We start from the raw sequence: 17572 nt of genomic DNA on the forward strand, positions 1-17572 counted from the left end.
GATGGGGATTGGTGAATATTTTGCCTCGATGGTGACCTCCGGGGCGCTGGTCCTGGCGCTGCCGCTGGCCGCCGCGGCGGGCCTGGTGTCCTTCCTCTCTCCCTGCATCCTGCCGCTGGTTCCCGGATATCTGGGCTTTGTCTCCGGCCTGACAGACCCCGGCCAGCCGCAAAACAGGGGGCGCGTCCTGACCGGCGTCGCCCTGTTCATTCTGGGCTTCGGTGCCGTGTTCACTCTGTACGGGGCGGCGTTCGGCGCCATCGGGTCATGGCTGGTGCGCTGGCAGGACCCCCTGATGCGGGTCCTGGGGATTGTGGTGATCCTGATGGGCCTTGTGTTGCTGGGACGGTTTTCCTGGCTCCAGCAAACCCGGAAGTTCAAGGTCCCTGGCCGGGGCGGCCTCGCCGGTGCCCCGTTGCTGGGCATCGTCTTTGGCCTGGGCTGGACGCCCTGCATGGGCCCGACACTCAGCGCGGTCCTGAGCCTGAGCGTCACCGCGGGGAGTGCCTGGCGCGGTGCGCTTCTGGCCTTCGTCTACTGCCTGGGCCTGGGCATCCCGTTCGTCCTTGTGGCCCTGGGGCTGAACTGGGTGTCGACAGTCCTGACTGCGGTGCGGAAGCACATCCGTGCCGTGAATATCGGTGGCGCGGCCATGCTCGTCGTCCTGGGCGTCCTGATGGTGACCGGGGTCTGGGTGCAGTGGATTTACCAGCTGCAGAATCTGGCCGGAACTTTCCTCATGCCCGTCTAGGACCGGCCACCTGGCCGAGGCGGAGTCCGCGCCCCGGGCTCAGCCCTGGACACCGCCGGTGCAGACCGCCCCCGGCTCCGGGGTCTGCGGACCCTGCCGGTACTTCCTAATGAACGCCCCGATGCGCTCATCGCTGCTTTTGTCCACGGAGAGCTGCTTTCCCCAGGCGGTGACCGTCACGGGTGAGGCCTGATCCGGGACCGGACTCAGCAGCAGATAATCCTGGCCGCCGGCCAAAGAGGTCAGCTCGGCGATCTGGTCCTTGGCCAGGTCCGGCCGGTAGGAGAGCCAGACGGCGCCGTGCTCGAGGGAGTGGACGGCTTGCGTCTGCTGTACCGCGGTGGTGTAGATTCCGCAGTTCGTCCACACCGGCGCGTGGTCCCCGCCGGTGGCCGGTGTCCGCGGGTAGCTGACCGGTTCGGACGTGTGGTTCCGGGACTGGTCGGGAAAGTCCTGTTCACCGTCCACGGGACGGGCAGCGGCAGCCTTCGTTTCCTCACGCTGGCGCACCTCGCCGACGACGACGAATGTCACGGCGCCGATGAGGGCGGCGACGAGAACTGCGCCTGTGCCGTAGATCAGCCAGGCCCTGCGTCTGTCGGCGGCGCGCTGCTTTGCCTGCAGCGCTTTCAGGAGAGCTTGTCGTTCCTCGGGGGACTTCCGTGGTGCACGCATGAGGGTCTCGCTTTCTTCGGGGCGGTCAGAGTCTGCCGCGCAGCTCCTGGAGGGCAGTGATTTCGGCGGACTGGGCCTCCACAATGCGGGCGGCGAAGTCCCGGACCCTCGCGGTTTCCGCGAGGCTGACGGCGGCCGTGGCCATCGCGACGCCGCCTTGGTGATGACGGATCATCAGGTCAGTGAACAGCCGGTCCGCCTCAGCGCCGGAGGACGCGCGCAAAGTCTGCATCTGTTCGGGCGTGGCCATCCCCTCCATCCTCCCGGTAGCACCGGGCTGGCCGGAGTGCCCGGTGCCGCCTTCGTGCCCGGCGGGTCCTGATCCCATCCACGCCATGGGTGGTGCGGACCCGGTTTGGGACAGGCCCCAGTCCTGCAGCCAGGCGAACATCTGGCCGTTTTGCTGCTGCTGGGTGGTGGCGATGTCGTAGGCCACCGTACGGATTTCCTCGTTGGCGGACTTGTCCCGGATCAGCAGGGCCATCTCCACGGCCTGGGCATGGTGGGCCTGCATGTCCCGGGCGAAGCCGGCATCGGGCCCGGCATCGGAGACCGATGCCGGGCCAGCGGAGAGCCTGCCGATGGCAAAGAAGGCCGCGGCGGTGAGGATAACTACGGCGACGAACACGATCCCGAGATGCTTCCTCCGGGGGCGACCGGTGACGTCCCGGGCTTCCGGTCCGATGGAAGCCGCCGCTGCATTGGAACCGGTCATGGCTACATCCAGCCCTGCGGGTTCACGGTCAGCCCATTGAACAGCACCTCGAAGTGCAGATGACAACCGGTGGAGTTCCCTGTCGTCCCGGCGCCGGCAAGCCGCTGACCCGAGTCCACGGTGGCGCCGACCGCGGTTTCGATGGAGGACAGGTGGTTGTAGGTGCTCTGCAGACCGTTTCCGTGGTCCACGACGATCCGGTTCCCTCCGCCGTACGGGGACCAGCCGGCCTCCACGACCGTTCCGGCGCCGGCGGAAAAGACGGCCGTCTGGCACGAGGCGGCCAGGTCCAGCCCGGTGTGGAGTTCGGCGGAGCCACCGGTTATGGGGCTGGTGCGCAGGCCGAAGGGCGACGAGACAGCCATGCTGGCCAGCGGTGCGCTGAGCCGGGACTGCGGCGCGGGACCGGCTGGGGCGGTCGCCGGCCGGGCAGCGGCACCCGTGTCGGCGTCCGCCGGCTCCGTGGTGACCGGAGGCCGGTCAAAGGAGAGGACCGCCGCGGCCGAAGCCTGGATGGCGGGCCCGGCCGTCACCGTGGATATTGCCGCAGTCGTGTCGCCGCCCGGAACGGTGGTGTCGGCGTGGGCACCGGTGAGTGCGGCCGCCACAAGCACGGCTGCGCTGAGCGTGAGGGCAGCAGGCAAGTGTCTGCGGCGTCCGGCTGCGCCAACGGTGCCCGGCGGGGTCCGGTGTCTCGCTGGGGCGGCGGAGGGCGCGCGCGGGGTACGGGCGGGTGAGGGGTTCCGGCGGCGGCCGCGGGCGGACGGGATTGGCACGTGATCCTTTCAGTGCGCCTGCGAAGTTAGCTGTCGGGTTCGGGCCAAGGAATAATGCCCGGCCGCTTCACTGGCCTCACTGGTGAGGTGACGTTCAGTGTCGCGGCTTCACCCCGAGGCAGTCATGCTGCCGTTTCTGGGTCCTCCACCCCCGCCGTTCGTTCGTTGTGGTCTGATGCCGCCGGCGGGGCTGAGCGATCGGCACCATTGACCTCAGTACAGCAAGGCCTGAATCAACTGTAGCCGGAAAAACCCGACCGTTATAAGTCCGTGACGAACTGCAGGAGGGTCCACGCGGCCGGACATGAAGCCAGGCCCCCCAGCACAGCATGGGAACCGCACCTAGCGATGGTGGTCGAACAGGCGTGCTGTGCCCGGGTGATCGTCGTTCCGGATCCGGATCGGGTGCCGTCACCTGTCAACCCTAGAAGGGATGGTGTGCGCGCTTTCGTAAGGACTATGAGCGACCCGGGCACGTTCGCTACCTGCGCCGTTCCGGACGGTTGGCCAGCCGCTGGAGATAGTCGTTGTACGCGTCCAGCTCCGGGTTACCTTCCAGGGCGGCAGCCCGGTCGGCCCGCACCCAGCCACGGGCTTCCTCCCGCTGCCAGCGCACGAGGATAAACATGAGCAGCAGTACCCCCGGCAGCTCGCCGTACGACCAGGCGAGCCCGCCGGCCACGCCCTGGTCTGTCATCGGGTCGACTTTCCAGGCCGCGGGCACGGTGGAAAAGAAGTCCACCATCGGGGCTGTGGCCATCATAATCACCACCCCGAAGAAGGCATGCAGCGGCATTTCGGCGAAAATGTCGATCAGGCGCCCGAAATGTGTCTGCCTGCTCGGCAGCGGGTCCGCCGAAATCAGCGGTACCGTGAACAGGATTCCGGCCAGGAGGAAGAGCAGTTCCAGCCCTACGTGCCCGTACCAGTTCGGCAGCAGCAGGTCCGCCAGGCCGGAGAAGTACACGCCGTAGAAGGTGAGCAGGAACAGCGGCACCATGAAGGCCGGATGGATAACCAACCGGCCCCAGCGGGACCGCAGGCCCCAGATTGCGACTCTCAGGACCGGCCGTCCCAGCCCCGCGTGCGGGGTTGCCCGCAGCAGCAGCGTCCCCGGTGAACCGATCACCAGCAGAGGCGGGACTGCCATCATTAGTGTCAATTGCTGGAACATGAAGATGGAAAACATCCGCAGACCGTAGCCTTCGATGCCGGCGCCCATAACAACGATGATGGCCAGGCACCCGATCAGGAACGAGGCCGTGCGGATCAGGGACCAGTGCCATCCTTGCCGCCAGAGCCTGATCGCTCCGGTCAGGTATAGGGCGGCTGCAAGCAGTGCCAGGGCCGGGATCAGCGGCACGGGCTGCAGGTTCGGCGCAAGGTACTCCCCCAGCGACGGGGGCAGAGAAGGGACCCAGACCGGGCCCTGGATTTCCGGCTCCGGCATCTCAGATCCGCCCGCCCCTGTTCGAGGTCAAGGCATGCGGGGGCGGTGAGGCTAGCGGCCGTCGATCATTTTCAGCCGGTGCTGACCGGAGTGGCCGACGTGTGTCAGGCCCAGGTCCAATAGCATGCGGACGTGGGAATCGGCCAAAGAGTAGTAGGCCATCCGGCCGGCGCGACGGACTTCGACCACCCGCGGGCCGCGCAGCAGGCGCAGGGCGTGCGAGACGCCGGATTCGCTCAGGCCCGTGGTTGCGGCCAGGTCGCAGACACACATCTCCCCTTCGAGCAGGGCGATCAGAATTCGCACCCTCCCAGGATCTGATAGCAGTCCGAAGATAACGGCGAGATCCACCACATCGGCCTCTGCAGGCATCCTGGACTTGACGGCTTGAACCCTGTCGGCGTCGACAAGCCGGACGGCGCATTCGCTGCCCGCACGGCCCGCGGTCGACAGAGTTGTGTGGGATGTCCCAGTCATTCATCAAGAGTACCTTTACATGCTAATGCGTCGCATTTGCCCTGCGCAGTAGGGCGCGCTGCTCCGGTTCCCGGCCACGACCCACTCCGGGCGGAACGGCCCGTCCTCGCCGATTAACTTCTGAACAACTCTACATATAATCTGGGAAGGATCAGCGTCATCCTCCGGCACGCTTGGTTCCGGGCGCTTTGGGGCCGGTCGAGACCACGGGCCAGGAACGGGTGTGGCCCGGAAGACCACTGCCGGCACGGGCAGCCCTACGGCATGGCCCAAACCGGCCGTGGCTGGTCCTTGGCCTGACGGTTGTCGCGGCGGCTGTCTTGTCGCGAACCGGACCCGTCCGTCACAACGGACCCCAGAAGCAAAGGAAGATTTCACCTCCATGTCTATCCAGAGACGAATTACCTGCCCACATTGCCGGCTGATCGCCACGCCGCCGCGGGTCAGGACCCTTTACAGTGCAGGGAGCCCGGTGTGCTAACGTCATTGACCGAATCGGCTACGCGTGGACTTGTGTTCCTCGGCAGCCAGCCGCCCGCGCCCGGTGACGATGGACTCAGGCCAGGGTTGAGCGCTGACCAGGTCACCCCGGGATTCCTGGGCTTTCTGATGACGGCGTTCATGGTTGTGTCGGTCGTACTGCTCATGCTGTCAATGGTCAGACGAATCCGGCGGGTCAGGTACCGAGCCCACGTGGATGCCGCCGAGGAGAAGGGCGTGGGCATCTCCGACGGATCAAATAGCCCGATGTATGACGCCGGGACCCAGTTACCGGACGACGGGGGCACCCTGGTCGGGGCGCCGTCGCCTCGTTGAAAGACACCATTCGTCTCGTGAGGCGGTGTCCCATGCGGGCGGATGCTCCTGAAACGTGAGTCCGGGGTAGTACTGCAAACCCCGTCTGCGCCGGTCCGCACATCAGCTTCGACGAAACCGCTGACGGCCTCGCGGCCCGCCCGAGGTCAGGGAGCACCCGCGCCGGCTAATTCTGCGGGCCTGCATCGGCGGGTTGACTGCCGTTCACCTACCGGCGACGCCGGCCCTATGGGTTTCGAACCGGCACGGCTGTGGATACGCAGGCCCATGCCTGCGCAGTTGACCCGCCCCTCCTTTCGTTCGCCAACGTCCGCCGGGGCTAAAGCCCGTGCAGTCCGAAGCGGGGTCACTGCGCGTGGTCGTGGGCCAGCAATTGTTCGGCCTTTCCTCGGAGTCCCGCTGTGTCCGCTGGACTAGGAACCTCGTACCCGGCACGTTCCCCTGCATCCCCGGCCAGTCCGGCTTTAACAAACGGCTCCGGCCAGCCGGTCCGTTGATCGCCGGAGTCACCACGGCCCGTGGCCGGGGACACCCTGTCCGACGGCTTTGAATTCCCGTCCGGTCAACCGCCGCTAAACCCGGAACGGTAAAAGCGCGGAAAACGGAGGATCGGCATGTAGCCTGCCTCCGACGGCTGAATATTCCCCGCCCGCTGCGGATTCGAATATGGATAAATCCCCTGAAGAGCGCCGCCACATCACACTGTGGACGCAGGCTGGCCGGTGGCCGTTCGGTTTGCCTTCCCGATGGGTACGAACTAAGACTAAGGATCGACGTTGCGACTCGTCCCCCGGAAACCGGCGGCTGCGTCGCGGACTTCGCCCTCCTCGCGCCCGCCGCCCTTCGCCTTGCCGAAAGGCAGGACTTTGAGTAGCGGGCTCACGATCGCCATGACGACCAGGCCCCAGGCGAGTCCGAGGACGGCCGAGCACATCGTGTTGACGAGCCAGACCAGGAAGCCGCCTGCTACCGGGATCCCGGCGAAGGGGTGCTCGAGGACATGAACCAGATCAAGCGGGGCGTGCCAGCCGAGGTCGTAAGCTCCCTGCAGCATGATGTGCCCTCCAACCCAAAGCATGGCAATCGTCCCGACGAGCGTAATCGCAGCCAGCACCGACGGCATCCCCTTGACGAGGAGCGCGCCAACACGCTGGGAACCTGCGGAGTTCTGGGCCGCCAAGCGCAGGCCGACGTCGTCCATCTTAACGATGAGCGCGACGGCGCCGTAAACGCCCACCGTGATCACGATCGCCACGACGACCAGGATGAGCGCCCGGGTCAAAAGGGATTCAGTGGCGACTTCGTTCATCGAAATGACCATGATTTCGCAGGACAGGATGAAGTCGGTGGTGATCGCGCCCTTGATGACCTGGGCCTCCGCGTCCGGGCCCCTCTCGACGGCCGGCGCATCCTCTTCCACGGAATGCTGGCGGCGGAGTTTGTGCCAGATCTTCTCGGCACCCTCGTAGCAGAGATAGGTGCCGCCCAGCATGAGGATGAACGGAATGGCTCCTGGGACGAAGGCGCTGATGAGCAGCAGCGCCGGCAGAATGATCAATAGTTTGTTTCGGAGCGAGCCCCAGAAGATCCGCTTGATCATCGGCAGTTCGCGAGACGGGTCCGCCCCGGACACGTACTGCGGGGTGACTGCGGTGTCGTCAATCACCACGCCAGCGGCTTTGGCTCCCGCTTTGGCGGCCCCGGCAGCAACGTCGTCCACCGACGCGGCCGCTATGCGGGCAAGAGCTGCGACGTCGTCCAACAGGGCGACCAGGCCGCCGCTCACAGATCGCTCCTGCACTGCTCCAAGGAGGACGGTTGGGCGCGGATGCCTCGGTCGAGGCCCGTAATTGGCATGCTAGCAGTATATGGTGGCGGGCCGTCCGTCTTTCCGGCCGCATCGCGAATGCTGGGCTCGGCAGTCTGCTCCGCGTCTGAACCGCTTGTCTGCGGTGGCCGCCGGCATCCACTCCGGCGGCCACCGGAATGCCTGGCTGCTCTTGGTAGGTCCCATGTGAACGCACTGAACGCCACCGTGCTCGTTTGACGTTCAGGGGGCACCCTTGCCATACTGCCCTAGATCCAGGACGGCATCCACATCCTGAACCGCCAGTCCTGGTACGGAATGATTTCCGCAGTCCAGATGGGGTAGAAGAACGCCGAGACGAGCACCGCTCCGACCACAAACACTGCCACGAGATACAGGCCGGAACGCCGGCGCCATAACGGGTCCGATCGCCGTCCGAGCACCAGGCCCAGGCAATATGTCAGGGCCAGGACCAGGAACGGTTCGAAGGACACGGCGTAGAAAGTGAACATGGTGCGTTCCGGATACATGAACCAGGGGAGGTAGCCCGCGCCGACCCCTGCCAGGATGGCACCGGCGCGCCAGTCGCGGCGTCCTGCCCACCAGAACAGCAGGATCACCAGCGCAACCGTGGCGGTCCACCAGATCAGGGGGTTGCCAACGGAAAGGATGGCCGAGGTGCAGTTGGCCACGTCGCAGCCGGGGCTGCCCTGTTTGGGGGACTCGTAGAAGAACGACGTGGGCCGCCCCATGACCAGCCAGCTCCAGGCGCTTGCCTCATAGGGGTGGTCGGAGCTGAGTCCCTGATGGAACTTGTACGCTTCCAGATGGTAGTGGGCCAGGGACCGCAGCGGCCCCGGAAGCCACCCCCACTGGGCTGACGGGTTGGTGTCGGCCCAATGGCGGAAGTAGGCATCCTTCGACTGGAACCAGCCGGCCCAGGTGGAAAGGTATACCAGGGCGGCCACGGGCACGATGCTGAGGAATGCGGGGATTCCGTCCTTGATGATGCCGCCGCTGATCCAGCCGCGGATGCCCGCGATCCGGCGCGCGCTTAGGTCCCAGAAAACCGTCAGGAGCCCGAAGGCCGCCATGAAGAACAGCGCAGACCACTTGGTGCCCACGGCAAGCCCCAGGCAGATGCCCGCAGCAACGCGCCACCAGCGGATGCCGAGCCATGGCCCGGACACCAGCTGGACCACGGAGGGCCTGCCGTCCGGGGCAGCGCCGGCCTGGCGCCCGAGCCTGGCGGCCAGCCGCCGTCGGCCGTCGTCGCGGTCCATCAGTAGAGCACCAAAAGCTGCAAGGACCCAGAACATCAGGAAGATATCCAGCAGCGAGGTCCGGGACATCACCAGATGGTGCCCGTCCACCGCCAGCAGCAGGCCGGCCACGGCCCCCAGCGTCAGCGAGTGGAAGAGTTTCTGCGCGATCAGGGTGATCAGGAGGATGGACAGGGTCCCGGTCAGGGCGGCCCCGAACCGCCAGCCCAGCGGGTTGTCCGGGCCGAACAGCCACATTCCTGCGGCGATCATCCACTTGCCCACCGGCGGATGCACCACGAACTGGGGGCTGTCCAGCAGGACGGTCGGGTTGCCGGCATTGAAGGATTCGTTGGCCTTGTCCGGCCAGCTGCGCTCGTACCCGCTGATGAGGAACGAATAACCGTCCTTGACATAGTACGTTTCGTCAAAGACCAGGCTGCGGGGCGTCTCCAGGCGGACAAAGCGGAGAATCCCGCCGACCGCCGCGGTCAGGGCCGGAACCAACCAGAACCAAAGCCGCAGCGACGGCGGGTATTCCCGCCAGCTGCGGATGCTTCCGATCAGCCGTTCCTGCAGCGCCCCTTCGGTATGCGCCTCCTGCGGCCGGAGGACCCACCGGTGCCCCGCAAGGCCGCGCCCCCTTGTCCCGGATGCCGGCCGCCCCAGGCCGGCTAAATCGGCCTCGACGGGAGGGGCGGAGGTCTGGGTCACGTGCCCATTCTACCGTTTGGCGCCGGGAGGGCCGGTCAGCAGTAGGCTGCTCCAATGGACAATTGAACCCGGCGCCGGGCGGTCCTTCCGTAAGCACCCGGGGCCGGGGTGGAAGACGGACTCGTCGGTGTCGACCCGAATTTTCATGCTCGGCTATGCAGAGAACGGACTAGCCTTGGCTGCACGACAGGTTTGGATGGCCCTCCGCGACTGCTTTCTAGCAAAGGCAAACACCCAGTGACAGCGCCCTGTGGGTGATCGTAAGTTGGCCGATCCAATTCCGAAGGACTGGAGGCAGCTGGGGATCGAAGTTTTCCGGTGCCGTGCAGTGGATCGCCTTCGGGATACTCGCCTTCGTCGGATCCGGATACAGGGAACGGCAACAGGCGGCATCTGCCCTCAGGAATGGGAAATGCCGGACGAAACGCCGGACACCCATCGCGATTTATCCTTAGGGATCTTTCATAGGGCGCGGAAACAGCACTCCAGTCTGGTGCCATCGGCCGATGCCCCAGCGCATTGTCACGACGCCTACCGTCGATCACCCGCGCCAGCTCCTTGCCTACATGACAAACACCCTCGACCTGTCAGGTATGCTGCTCAAACCCTGCCGTCCTTTGCCGAACGGCAAACAGAATGTCCACCGCGTCTCGGAAGGCCAGCGCACCGGCAGCCTCGCATCGTCGACAGCCCCGCGCAGCTGCCTTGGAGCCATGGCTAGACTTCAAGGACAACCAACGGCGCACCACATCGGCCCCGGGGCAACCAACCATCAGGGCGTGTCACGACCGCCCGCGTGGGTATCTCCACCCTGACGCCGGTGCACTGCCCATGCCGTGACTCTACGATGCGGAGAACAATGACCAGTGGAATGAATAGAAGATCAATAGAAGAAACCGGACATCCCGGACGCCGCGTAGTACTTGCCCTGGGTGCTGCGGTGCTTGCACTCGCCGGTTGCGGAGGTCAGGACGATCTCGCCGCTCAAGCCAAGGCCGGGGACAACAAGAACTACATCGCCGGTGACGGTTCCGTGAACGAATATTCGCCCGAGGAACGAGGCCCCAGGGTGTCTCTACAGAGTCGGCTCTTCAGCGGGGAGAAGGTGTCTGCCGAGGATTGGACCGGGAAGGTCGTTGTGCTGAATTTTTGGTACGCCGCCTGCGCACCCTGCCGGGCGGAGGCACCCGACCTGGCCGCCTTGCACACTGAATTCAAGAACAAGGGCGTGCTGTTCTATGGAGTTAACGTCCGCGATGACGCTGCGACCGCGGCCGCTTTCGAGCGGACCTTCAACGTCAAATATCCCAGCTTTGATGACAGCGACGGCAGCGTGTTGCTGGCAATGACGGAATACGTCCCGCCCAGGGCGGTCCCCACCACATTGGTGCTGGATACCCAGGGCCGGGTGAGCGCCAGAATTTTGGGCATCTCGCAGAAGGGAACCCTGAAGGCACTCATCACGGCCGCAGCGGCCGGTCCGTGATAGTGAAGCTGCCGTCGCCGGCAACGGTACCAAGGACCGAATCACCAAGACCCCACCGATGAAAATGCCCCGGGCCTGCCGCGGATGCAAAATAACAGAGTGTCGGCGGGAGGACCGCACCGGTGACGTATCCCGAGTCCCGGGGGTCCCTTCTGGTCACCTCAGATCCATAACAAGCAAACACGAACCTAGGACAACAAACCCAATGACCAGCAGCTCCAGTTCCACCGGGAACACGATGTTCGCCGCCGCCTACGGGTATCCCGCCCCCCAGGAGCAGGAGCAGGAGCAGGAGCACGAGCAGCAGCCCCCCATGACGCGTGACAAGCCATTCGGCTGGCTCATGGTCATAACCGGCGTCATCGGCTGGTTTGCCTCCGGTGCTCTGGTCCTGGAAAAACTCGAAGTGCTCAAAGACCCGGGCTACAAAACCGCCTGTGACATCAACCCCTGGATCTCCTGCGGCGCGGTCATGCAGACCTGGCAAAGTTCCGTCTTTGGCTTCCCGAACATGTTCATCGGCATCGTGGCGTTCGCCGTCATCATCACCACTGGAACGGCCGTCCTCTCAGGTGCGAAGTTTGCCCGATGGTACTGGCTTGGCCTGCAGACCGGTGTGACGCTGGGCTTCACTTTCGTGGTGTGGCTGTGGTCCCAGGCCCTGTACTCCATCCACATCCTCTGCCCGTTGTGCATGATTGTCTGGGCGGCCATGATCCCGCTCTTTATCTGGGTCACCATCAGGAATGTCACGCACGGCGTGTTCAGGGTTCCCGCGGGCACGGCAAAGATCCTGGGCGACTCGGGCTGGATCGTCACGGCCCTGCTCTACGTGGCCGCCATCGCGACGATCTTCTTCGCTTTCATCCACGTGTTCGCCGGCACCTCAGGCCTGTAAACGGGCCGAAGGTCAATGTCAGCGACGGCGGAATCCTGGCGGCCATGGCCCAACCCGTCTGGCCCTGCGCATGTCCTCGCGACCCTCGTTCCGGTTACCGGAGACCCTGTCGGGCACCACCGATTATTATCTGAATAGTTCGACAGATAATCTTGTATGGCGCCGGACTGCACCGACGCACCTGCTGCGTGGCCCCCGCGTCTCGTGGGCAGGTTGAAGACCACGTCGAAGGATTCATTGTGGCTGTAAAGGCTCCCGCGCCTCTCGAGGCTCCGGCGGTGTCGCCGAAACTGCGGTCGCTGGCCGTTGCCGGTCTGATCGCAGTGGTGGTCGTCGTGGCGGCCACTGCCTACGGCAGGGGAACATTGCCGGCCGAGACCCGAGATCCCGGCGCTGTAGTCCGATGGGGCTACGGTGTGGCCCAGACCGTGCAGAACATGGCGGCAGCCGCCACAATCGGCGCCCTGGTCTTTGCCGCGTTCATCATCCCGCCGTGGCTGTCTGCCCGGGGGCGGAAAAGTCGTGTCCGGTCGGGATCGCCCGCCGGGGAAGCCGATGAGCATCCTGCGTTCAGCAGAATTTTAGCCCTGGCTTCCGTCGCCAGCGTCCTCTGGACGCTTTCGGCAATGGCGGTGCTGGTTTTCAGTTTCGCTGACATTGCCGGCGTGCCGGTGACGGGCAGCCCGGAATTCGCCTCCCAACTGGTTTCCTATGTGACTGAGCTGCCCACCGGCACCGCGTGGCTATGGATAGTCATCATTGCCGCCACCGTCGCCACCCTGACTTTTGCCGTCCGCTCCCCTGCCGAGCTGGCCGCCACCGCGGTGCTGTCCTGCGCCGGACTGCTTCCGATGATCCTGATCGGCCACGCCGCCAGCAGTAATGACCACGAACAGGCCATCAACTCCCTGGGCCTGCATCTTATCGGCGTGTGCCTCTGGTTCGGCGGGCTCATCGCCTTGGCCGTCGGCGGGACGGCGTTCGGCAAGGACACTGCCGCCGTCGCAGGACGGTTTTCCACATTGGCCGGCTTCGCCTTCGCGCTCGTGGTCGCGTCCGGAATTATCAACGCCCTCATCCGCATCGATCTCCCGGCGGGCCTCGCCTCCCCGTACGGCGTCCTGCTCTTGGCCAAGACGGCCGCCGCCGCCGTGCTGGGCGTCCTTGGTTTCGTTCACCGGAGGAAGCTGATCCCCGCACTGGCCGTCAAAGCGCAGACCGGGCAGGCCGGCAGGCTGCTGTGGCGGCTCATTGTCGCCGAACTGCTGATCATGGGCGCCGCCAGCGGTCTCGCCGCGGCCCTGAGTCGGACGCCGCCTCCGGGCGGGGAGGAGATCCGCCCCGCCCTGACCCCTGCGGAAATCCTCACCGGCTACCTCCTGCCTCCGGAACTCACCATGGAGCGGTGGTTCACGGTCTGGCGTCCGGACTGGCTCTGGATCGCCTTCGCGGTGACCGCTGCGTATCTGTACCTTCGGGCGGCCCGGGTCCTGCGGCGGCGCGGGGACAACTGGCCGCCGGTCCGGAGCGCGTTGTGGCTCACAGGCCTGGCCTCGCTGGTCTTCTTCACCTCCGGCGGACCCTCCGTGTACGGACGGGTGCTGTTCAGCGCCCACATGCTTGATCACATGGCACTGACCATGATCGTTCCGGTCTTTCTGGTCCTCGGCTCCCCGGTCACGCTGGCGCTCAGGGCACTGGCCCCGCGGCATGACGGCTCGCGCGGACCTCGCGAATGGATCATGGTTCTGGCACATTCCCGCGCGGCCGCAGTCCTGACGCACCCGTTGTTTGTCGCGGCGAACTTCGCAGGCTCCATTGTGCTGTTCTACTACTCGGACGCCTTCGGCTTCGCCCTGCGCGAGCACGCCGGACACGAACTCATGACCGTCCATTTCGTGATCACAGGATACCTTTTCATCCTCTCCATGGTCGGCACTGACCCGGTGCCGCGGCGGGCGCCCTACCCGCTGCGGCTGCTGCTGCTCCTGGCCACTATGGCCTTCCACGCATTCTTCGGAGTCACGCTCATGGGCTCCACTACCCTGATCCAGCCGGACTGGTTCACCGGGTTGGGCCGAGACTGGGGTCTTCCCGCCCTGGAGGACCAGCAGATGGCCGGGGCCATCACCTGGGGCATCGGAGAAATCCCCACTCTCCTGATCGCTATCGGCGTCGCCGTCATGTGGTCCCGCTCCGACGCACGGGAAATGCGCAGGACCGACAGGGCCGCGGACCGAAACAACGACGCAGACCTCGACGCCTACAACGCCATGCTCACCCGGCTCGACCAACGCCGGGCCCCCTCCCACGGTCACCGCGACCATGACTGACTCACGCTCCCGCTGCCCCGCACCCCACCCGCTTTTAATACAGAGAACTCTGAATCCACGGACCTATGTATCATTTCCGGTATGCGTATCCGCTCAACCACCGATGCCCTGGCCCGCTTCGGCAAGGCACTATCCGACCCGATACGGGCTGAGATCCTGATGGGACTGCGCAACGAACCGGCATCCGCGGCTGACCTGGCCGGGCAGATCGGTGCCACCGGGCAGATCCTGTCCACTGATCTGGCCTGCATGGGCGGTTGCGGCATGGTCGCGGCCGTACCCGGCTGCCAGGCCAACCGTCCGGCTGCCCCGACTGAACCCTCTACCCTGGAGGTACGCCCATGAGCGGCCACGACCACGGTGTCGCCGCCGGCACAAGCCAGCGCAGTAAACTGATCATCGTCTTCGCTATCACCTTCACTGTGATGGTCGCGGAAATCATCGGATCGGTCTTCACCGGCAGTCTGGCGCTGCTGGCCGACGCCGGCCACATGTTCACCGACTCGACCGGGCTGCTCATCGCGCTCATCGCCGCGTCGCTGGCGCTGAAACCCGCCACGCTCAAGCGGACCTGGGGCTACAAGCGCGCCGAAATCATCGCCGCAGCCGGCCAAGCGGCCCTGCTGCTCGGAGTCGGCGGCTTCGTCATCTTCGAAGGGATTCGGCGGCTCTTCGAGCCACCTGAAATTGCCGGACCCGCCATGCTGTGGTTCGGGATCATCGGTCTGGCCGGCAACGCCGTGGGCCTGATCGTGCTGGCCTCTGGCCGGAACCACAACTTCAACATGAAGGCCGCGTTCCTGGAGGTTCTCAATGACGCCCTGGGTTCCGTGGCCGTCATCGTTGCGGCGATCATCATCGCCGTTACCGGCTGGGTCCAGGCCGACGCCGTCGTGTCCCTGCTGATCGGTGCGCTGATCATCCCACGGACCCTCAAGCTGCTCCGCGACACCGTCAACGTGCTGATGGAAAACGCCCCCCAGGGCCTGGACATGGCCAAGGTCCGCGAACACATCCTGGCACTGCCCCACGTCATCGACGTCCACGACCTGCACGCCTCCCTCGTCGCCTCCGGGACACCGATCCTCTCCGCCCACGTCACCGTCGAAGACACCTGCATGACCGACGGCCACGCCGCCACCATCCTGGCGGACCTGCAGCAATGCGTGGCCGAACACTTCGACGTCAGCGTCGAACATTCCACCTTCCAGATCGAACCCGCCGCCCACCGCGACCAGGAAAGCATGCCGCACTGATGACACAGACACCCACACGTTCAGCCCCCACCCCCACCGACCCGGCAAAGAAAGTCCGGGTGGTCATCTGGATCCTTCTTGGAGTCATCGTCGCAGCCGGCGTGATCTGGTACGCGGTCTTCACCGCGGTCAAACCCGCCCCTCCGGCGGTGCAGCCGGCAGCGGACGCGCAACTGGTCCGCGAGGACAGCCACCGCGTCACCTCCCCGGCGACCGAGAAGGCGCAGCTGGTGGAATTCCTGGACTTCGAATGCGAGTCCTGCCGCGCCGCGGAGCCTCTGGTGGCGGAACTGAAGAAGGAATTCGGGGACCGGATCACCTTCGTCAACCGCTACTTCCCGCTCCCGGGACACCGGAACTCCGGTACGGCAGCCCTGGCCGTGGAATCAGCCGCGCAACAGGGCAAATACGAGGAAATGTACGCGAAGATGTTCGAAACCCAGGCGCAGTGGGGCGAAATGCAGGACTCCCAGGCGCCCCTGTTCCGGACCTACGCCCAGGAACTGGGACTGGACATGACCGCGTACGACGCCGCCGTGGCCGATGACAAAACCATCGAGCGGATCCGCAAAGACGTCGCGGACGGCAAGGCCCTGGGAGTGACCGGCACCCCAACGTTCTTCCTCAACGGCGAAAAGCTGACCCTGAACACCGAAGACGACTTCCGGCAGAAACTGACCGACGCCGTCAAATAACAGGGGCACGCTCCTCTGCCGGTCCCGGAATCGCAAATAACCGGCTGGGGAAATTTGCAGGAAAGGAGCTGCGCACCATGACCTCTCAGCGTGCGCCGTTCCGGCTGCTGCGCACAGCCGTCGTCGCCGCGGCAGTCCTTTGCCTGGCTGTCGGGGCCCACGTCCTCGGCGGCGGGACGCTTCCGCCTACACCGGTCCTGGCCGCCGTCACGGCCCTGACAGTGCTTTGCATCGTTCGTCTGACCAAAGGCAAAATGAACGCCCCTTCCCTGGCGGCGGTTCTGATAGCCGGGCAGGGAATCCTGCACGAGGCATTTTCTGCCCTGTCCGGACCAGCGACACTGCCGTCGGCCGGACCCGCTCTCCATGTCCACGGAGCGGTGCCGGGACCTTTTGCCGTACCGGAAATGCACCAGCACCTCCAGGCCGGCGGTGAGCCCGTCATGCTGGCGCTTCATCTGATCGCAACACTGCTCACCGCGGTGCTGCTGGAAAGGGGCGAGGCCGCACTCTGGGCCCTGGCGGCCTTGCTTCGCCCGCTGGCGGGTCTCTTCGCGGTCCGGATGCTGGTGGTGGCGCGCCAGCCCCGGCCGTTCCTGCGCCAGGTTTTGACGTACAGATGGGGGGTGCTGCGGCGGCCCCCGCTGCGCGGACCGCCCGTGGAAGCTCTCATCTGACCGCGTGGTCAGGATCGCCGGACGCCGACGAGCCGTTGAATCCTGCGGCTCAGACCCGGACGCAGGATCGATCCCTGGCCCCCATGCGGTGATGCATATCTCCTGCAACCCCCACAGCTCCCACGGAAGAACACCACCCCAGATGCCAACACATTCCAAGTTCACCACCCGGCTATGGCTGGCAGCCGCAGCCATGCTCATGATTCCTGCCGTGACGGCCTCACCGGCCACAGCGCACGACGCGCTCTCGTCCACGGAACCGGCACAGGACGCCATCGTGGCCTCCGCACCCGAGACAGTGTCCCTGACCTTGTCGGAGCCGCCGACGGATTCCAAGAACCTGATCCTGAGCACCATCGCCGTCACCGATGGCGCCGGGAAGACCGTCAGCGACGGCAAGGTGACCGTTTACGGTCCGACGCTCTCGACCACCGTGTCCGCCGGGACCGCCGGAACCTACAGGGTGTTGTGGCGTGCCGTCTCCTCCGACGGTCACCCGATCGAAGGAGCATATTCCTTCACCGTCCGGACTCCGGCCGGCGGTGCCGTCAGCCCCTTACCGGCGCCTACGCCAGCCCCGCAGACAACGGATACGGGCACCGTACCTGATCAGGAGCGTTTCAGGCCACCGAACGACGAGAACGCCCCGCTGACTGTGGGGATTGCAGCGGTGCTTCTTGCCGCGGGTGTTGGTGCGACCCTGCTCGTGCGCCGCCGGAACAGGAAGGGCCGAGCCTGACCTGACCGGGCGGTTGCCCCTGACCCTGGCTGCACGGAGCCGCGC

17 protein-coding genes and 1 riboswitch are annotated in these 17572 nt (G+C 65.6%); of the genes, 10 read left to right on the top strand and 7 right to left on the bottom strand.

The features are described from left to right. The first annotated feature begins 1 nt into the window (after window position 1). Complete coding sequence (locus ACFVWT_RS19070) at window positions 2–751, top strand: cytochrome c biogenesis CcdA family protein (protein WP_390250570.1); 750 nt, start codon at window positions 2–4, stop codon at window positions 749–751. A 39-nt stretch (window positions 752–790) separates the two neighbouring features. Here ACFVWT_RS19070 and ACFVWT_RS19075 read toward each other — a convergent pair whose 3' ends face one another. The 5 genes from ACFVWT_RS19075 to ACFVWT_RS19095 all read right to left on the bottom strand — a co-directional run bounded on the left by ACFVWT_RS19075 (window position 791) and on the right by ACFVWT_RS19095 (window position 4844). Next, complete coding sequence (locus ACFVWT_RS19075; protein WP_390250572.1) at window positions 791–1426, bottom strand: DUF3105 domain-containing protein; 636 nt, start codon at window positions 1424–1426, stop codon at window positions 791–793. A gap of 25 nt (window positions 1427–1451) precedes the next feature. Then, window positions 1452–2141: a DUF305 domain-containing protein gene (locus ACFVWT_RS19080; RefSeq protein WP_390250574.1), complete on the bottom strand. Its 690-nt coding sequence runs from the start codon at window positions 2139–2141 to the stop codon at window positions 1452–1454. 2 nt (window positions 2142–2143) lie between these two features. After that, window positions 2144–2785, bottom strand: a complete 642-nt coding sequence (locus ACFVWT_RS19085; RefSeq protein ID WP_390250577.1) for a M23 family metallopeptidase — start codon at window positions 2783–2785, stop codon at window positions 2144–2146. Window positions 2786–2918: 133 nt separating this feature from the next. Continuing rightward, a riboswitch (cyclic di-AMP (ydaO/yuaA leader) is annotated at window positions 2919–3095 on the bottom strand. Window positions 3096–3398: 303 nt separating this feature from the next. Further along, the gene (locus tag ACFVWT_RS19090; protein WP_390250579.1) at window positions 3399–4367 is read right to left on the bottom strand and encodes a cytochrome c oxidase assembly protein; all 969 of its coding nucleotides are present in this window, start codon (window positions 4365–4367) and stop codon (window positions 3399–3401) included. Between the two features lie 51 nt (window positions 4368–4418). Continuing rightward, on the bottom strand, window positions 4419–4844 hold the full coding sequence (locus ACFVWT_RS19095; RefSeq protein WP_390250581.1) for an ArsR/SmtB family transcription factor: 426 nt from the start codon (window positions 4842–4844) through the stop codon (window positions 4419–4421). A gap of 474 nt (window positions 4845–5318) precedes the next feature. On the opposite strand from ACFVWT_RS19095, the gene ACFVWT_RS19100 reads away from it, so the two are divergent. Continuing rightward, window positions 5319–5660, top strand: a complete 342-nt coding sequence (locus ACFVWT_RS19100) for a hypothetical protein (protein ID WP_390250583.1) — start codon at window positions 5319–5321, stop codon at window positions 5658–5660. Window positions 5661–6423: 763 nt separating this feature from the next. Here the strand turns inward: ACFVWT_RS19100 and ACFVWT_RS19105 are convergent. Together ACFVWT_RS19105 and ACFVWT_RS19110 are read right to left on the bottom strand one after the other, a co-directional pair. Next, the gene (locus ACFVWT_RS19105) at window positions 6424–7446 is read right to left on the bottom strand and encodes a DUF808 domain-containing protein (protein WP_390250585.1); all 1023 of its coding nucleotides are present in this window, start codon (window positions 7444–7446) and stop codon (window positions 6424–6426) included. A gap of 290 nt (window positions 7447–7736) precedes the next feature. Then, a complete protein-coding gene (locus tag ACFVWT_RS19110) occupies window positions 7737–9443 on the bottom strand; it encodes a dolichyl-phosphate-mannose--protein mannosyltransferase (protein WP_390250587.1) in 1707 nt (568 codons plus the stop codon). A gap of 871 nt (window positions 9444–10314) precedes the next feature. On the opposite strand from ACFVWT_RS19110, the gene ACFVWT_RS19115 reads away from it, so the two are divergent. From ACFVWT_RS19115 to ACFVWT_RS19150, 8 genes are all read left to right on the top strand, one after another. Beyond that, the gene (locus tag ACFVWT_RS19115; protein WP_390250590.1) at window positions 10315–10929 is read left to right on the top strand and encodes a TlpA family protein disulfide reductase; all 615 of its coding nucleotides are present in this window, start codon (window positions 10315–10317) and stop codon (window positions 10927–10929) included. Between the two features lie 205 nt (window positions 10930–11134). Then, window positions 11135–11827: a vitamin K epoxide reductase family protein gene (locus ACFVWT_RS19120; RefSeq protein WP_390250593.1), complete on the top strand. Its 693-nt coding sequence runs from the start codon at window positions 11135–11137 to the stop codon at window positions 11825–11827. A 239-nt stretch (window positions 11828–12066) separates the two neighbouring features. Beyond that, entirely contained in the window at window positions 12067–14160 is a 2094-nt protein-coding gene (locus ACFVWT_RS19125; protein WP_390250595.1) for a cytochrome c oxidase assembly protein, read from the top strand. An 81-nt stretch (window positions 14161–14241) separates the two neighbouring features. Further along, window positions 14242–14505 (top strand): ArsR/SmtB family transcription factor, encoded by a 264-nt coding sequence (locus tag ACFVWT_RS19130; RefSeq protein WP_390250597.1) that lies wholly within the window; start codon window positions 14242–14244, stop codon window positions 14503–14505. Beyond that, window positions 14502–15416 carry a cation diffusion facilitator family transporter gene (locus tag ACFVWT_RS19135; RefSeq protein WP_390250599.1) on the top strand — a complete coding sequence of 305 codons (915 nt, stop codon included), beginning with the start codon at window positions 14502–14504 and terminating at the stop codon, window positions 15414–15416. The genes ACFVWT_RS19130 and ACFVWT_RS19135 overlap by 4 nt, the downstream gene beginning before the upstream one ends. Then, entirely contained in the window at window positions 15416–16111 is a 696-nt protein-coding gene (locus ACFVWT_RS19140) for a DsbA family protein (RefSeq protein WP_390250601.1), read from the top strand. Before ACFVWT_RS19135 ends, ACFVWT_RS19140 begins: the two co-directional genes overlap by 1 nt. 77 nt (window positions 16112–16188) lie before the next feature. Continuing rightward, a complete protein-coding gene (locus tag ACFVWT_RS19145; RefSeq protein ID WP_390250604.1) occupies window positions 16189–16788 on the top strand; it encodes a hypothetical protein in 600 nt (199 codons plus the stop codon). 142 nt (window positions 16789–16930) lie between these two features. Continuing rightward, entirely contained in the window at window positions 16931–17527 is a 597-nt protein-coding gene (locus ACFVWT_RS19150) for a copper resistance protein CopC (protein ID WP_390250606.1), read from the top strand. The last annotated feature ends 45 nt before the right edge of the window (window positions 17528–17572 follow it).

It is taken from the genome of Arthrobacter sp. NPDC058288, assembly GCF_042880995.1.
Classification (GTDB): Bacteria; Actinomycetota; Actinomycetes; order Actinomycetales; family Micrococcaceae; genus Arthrobacter.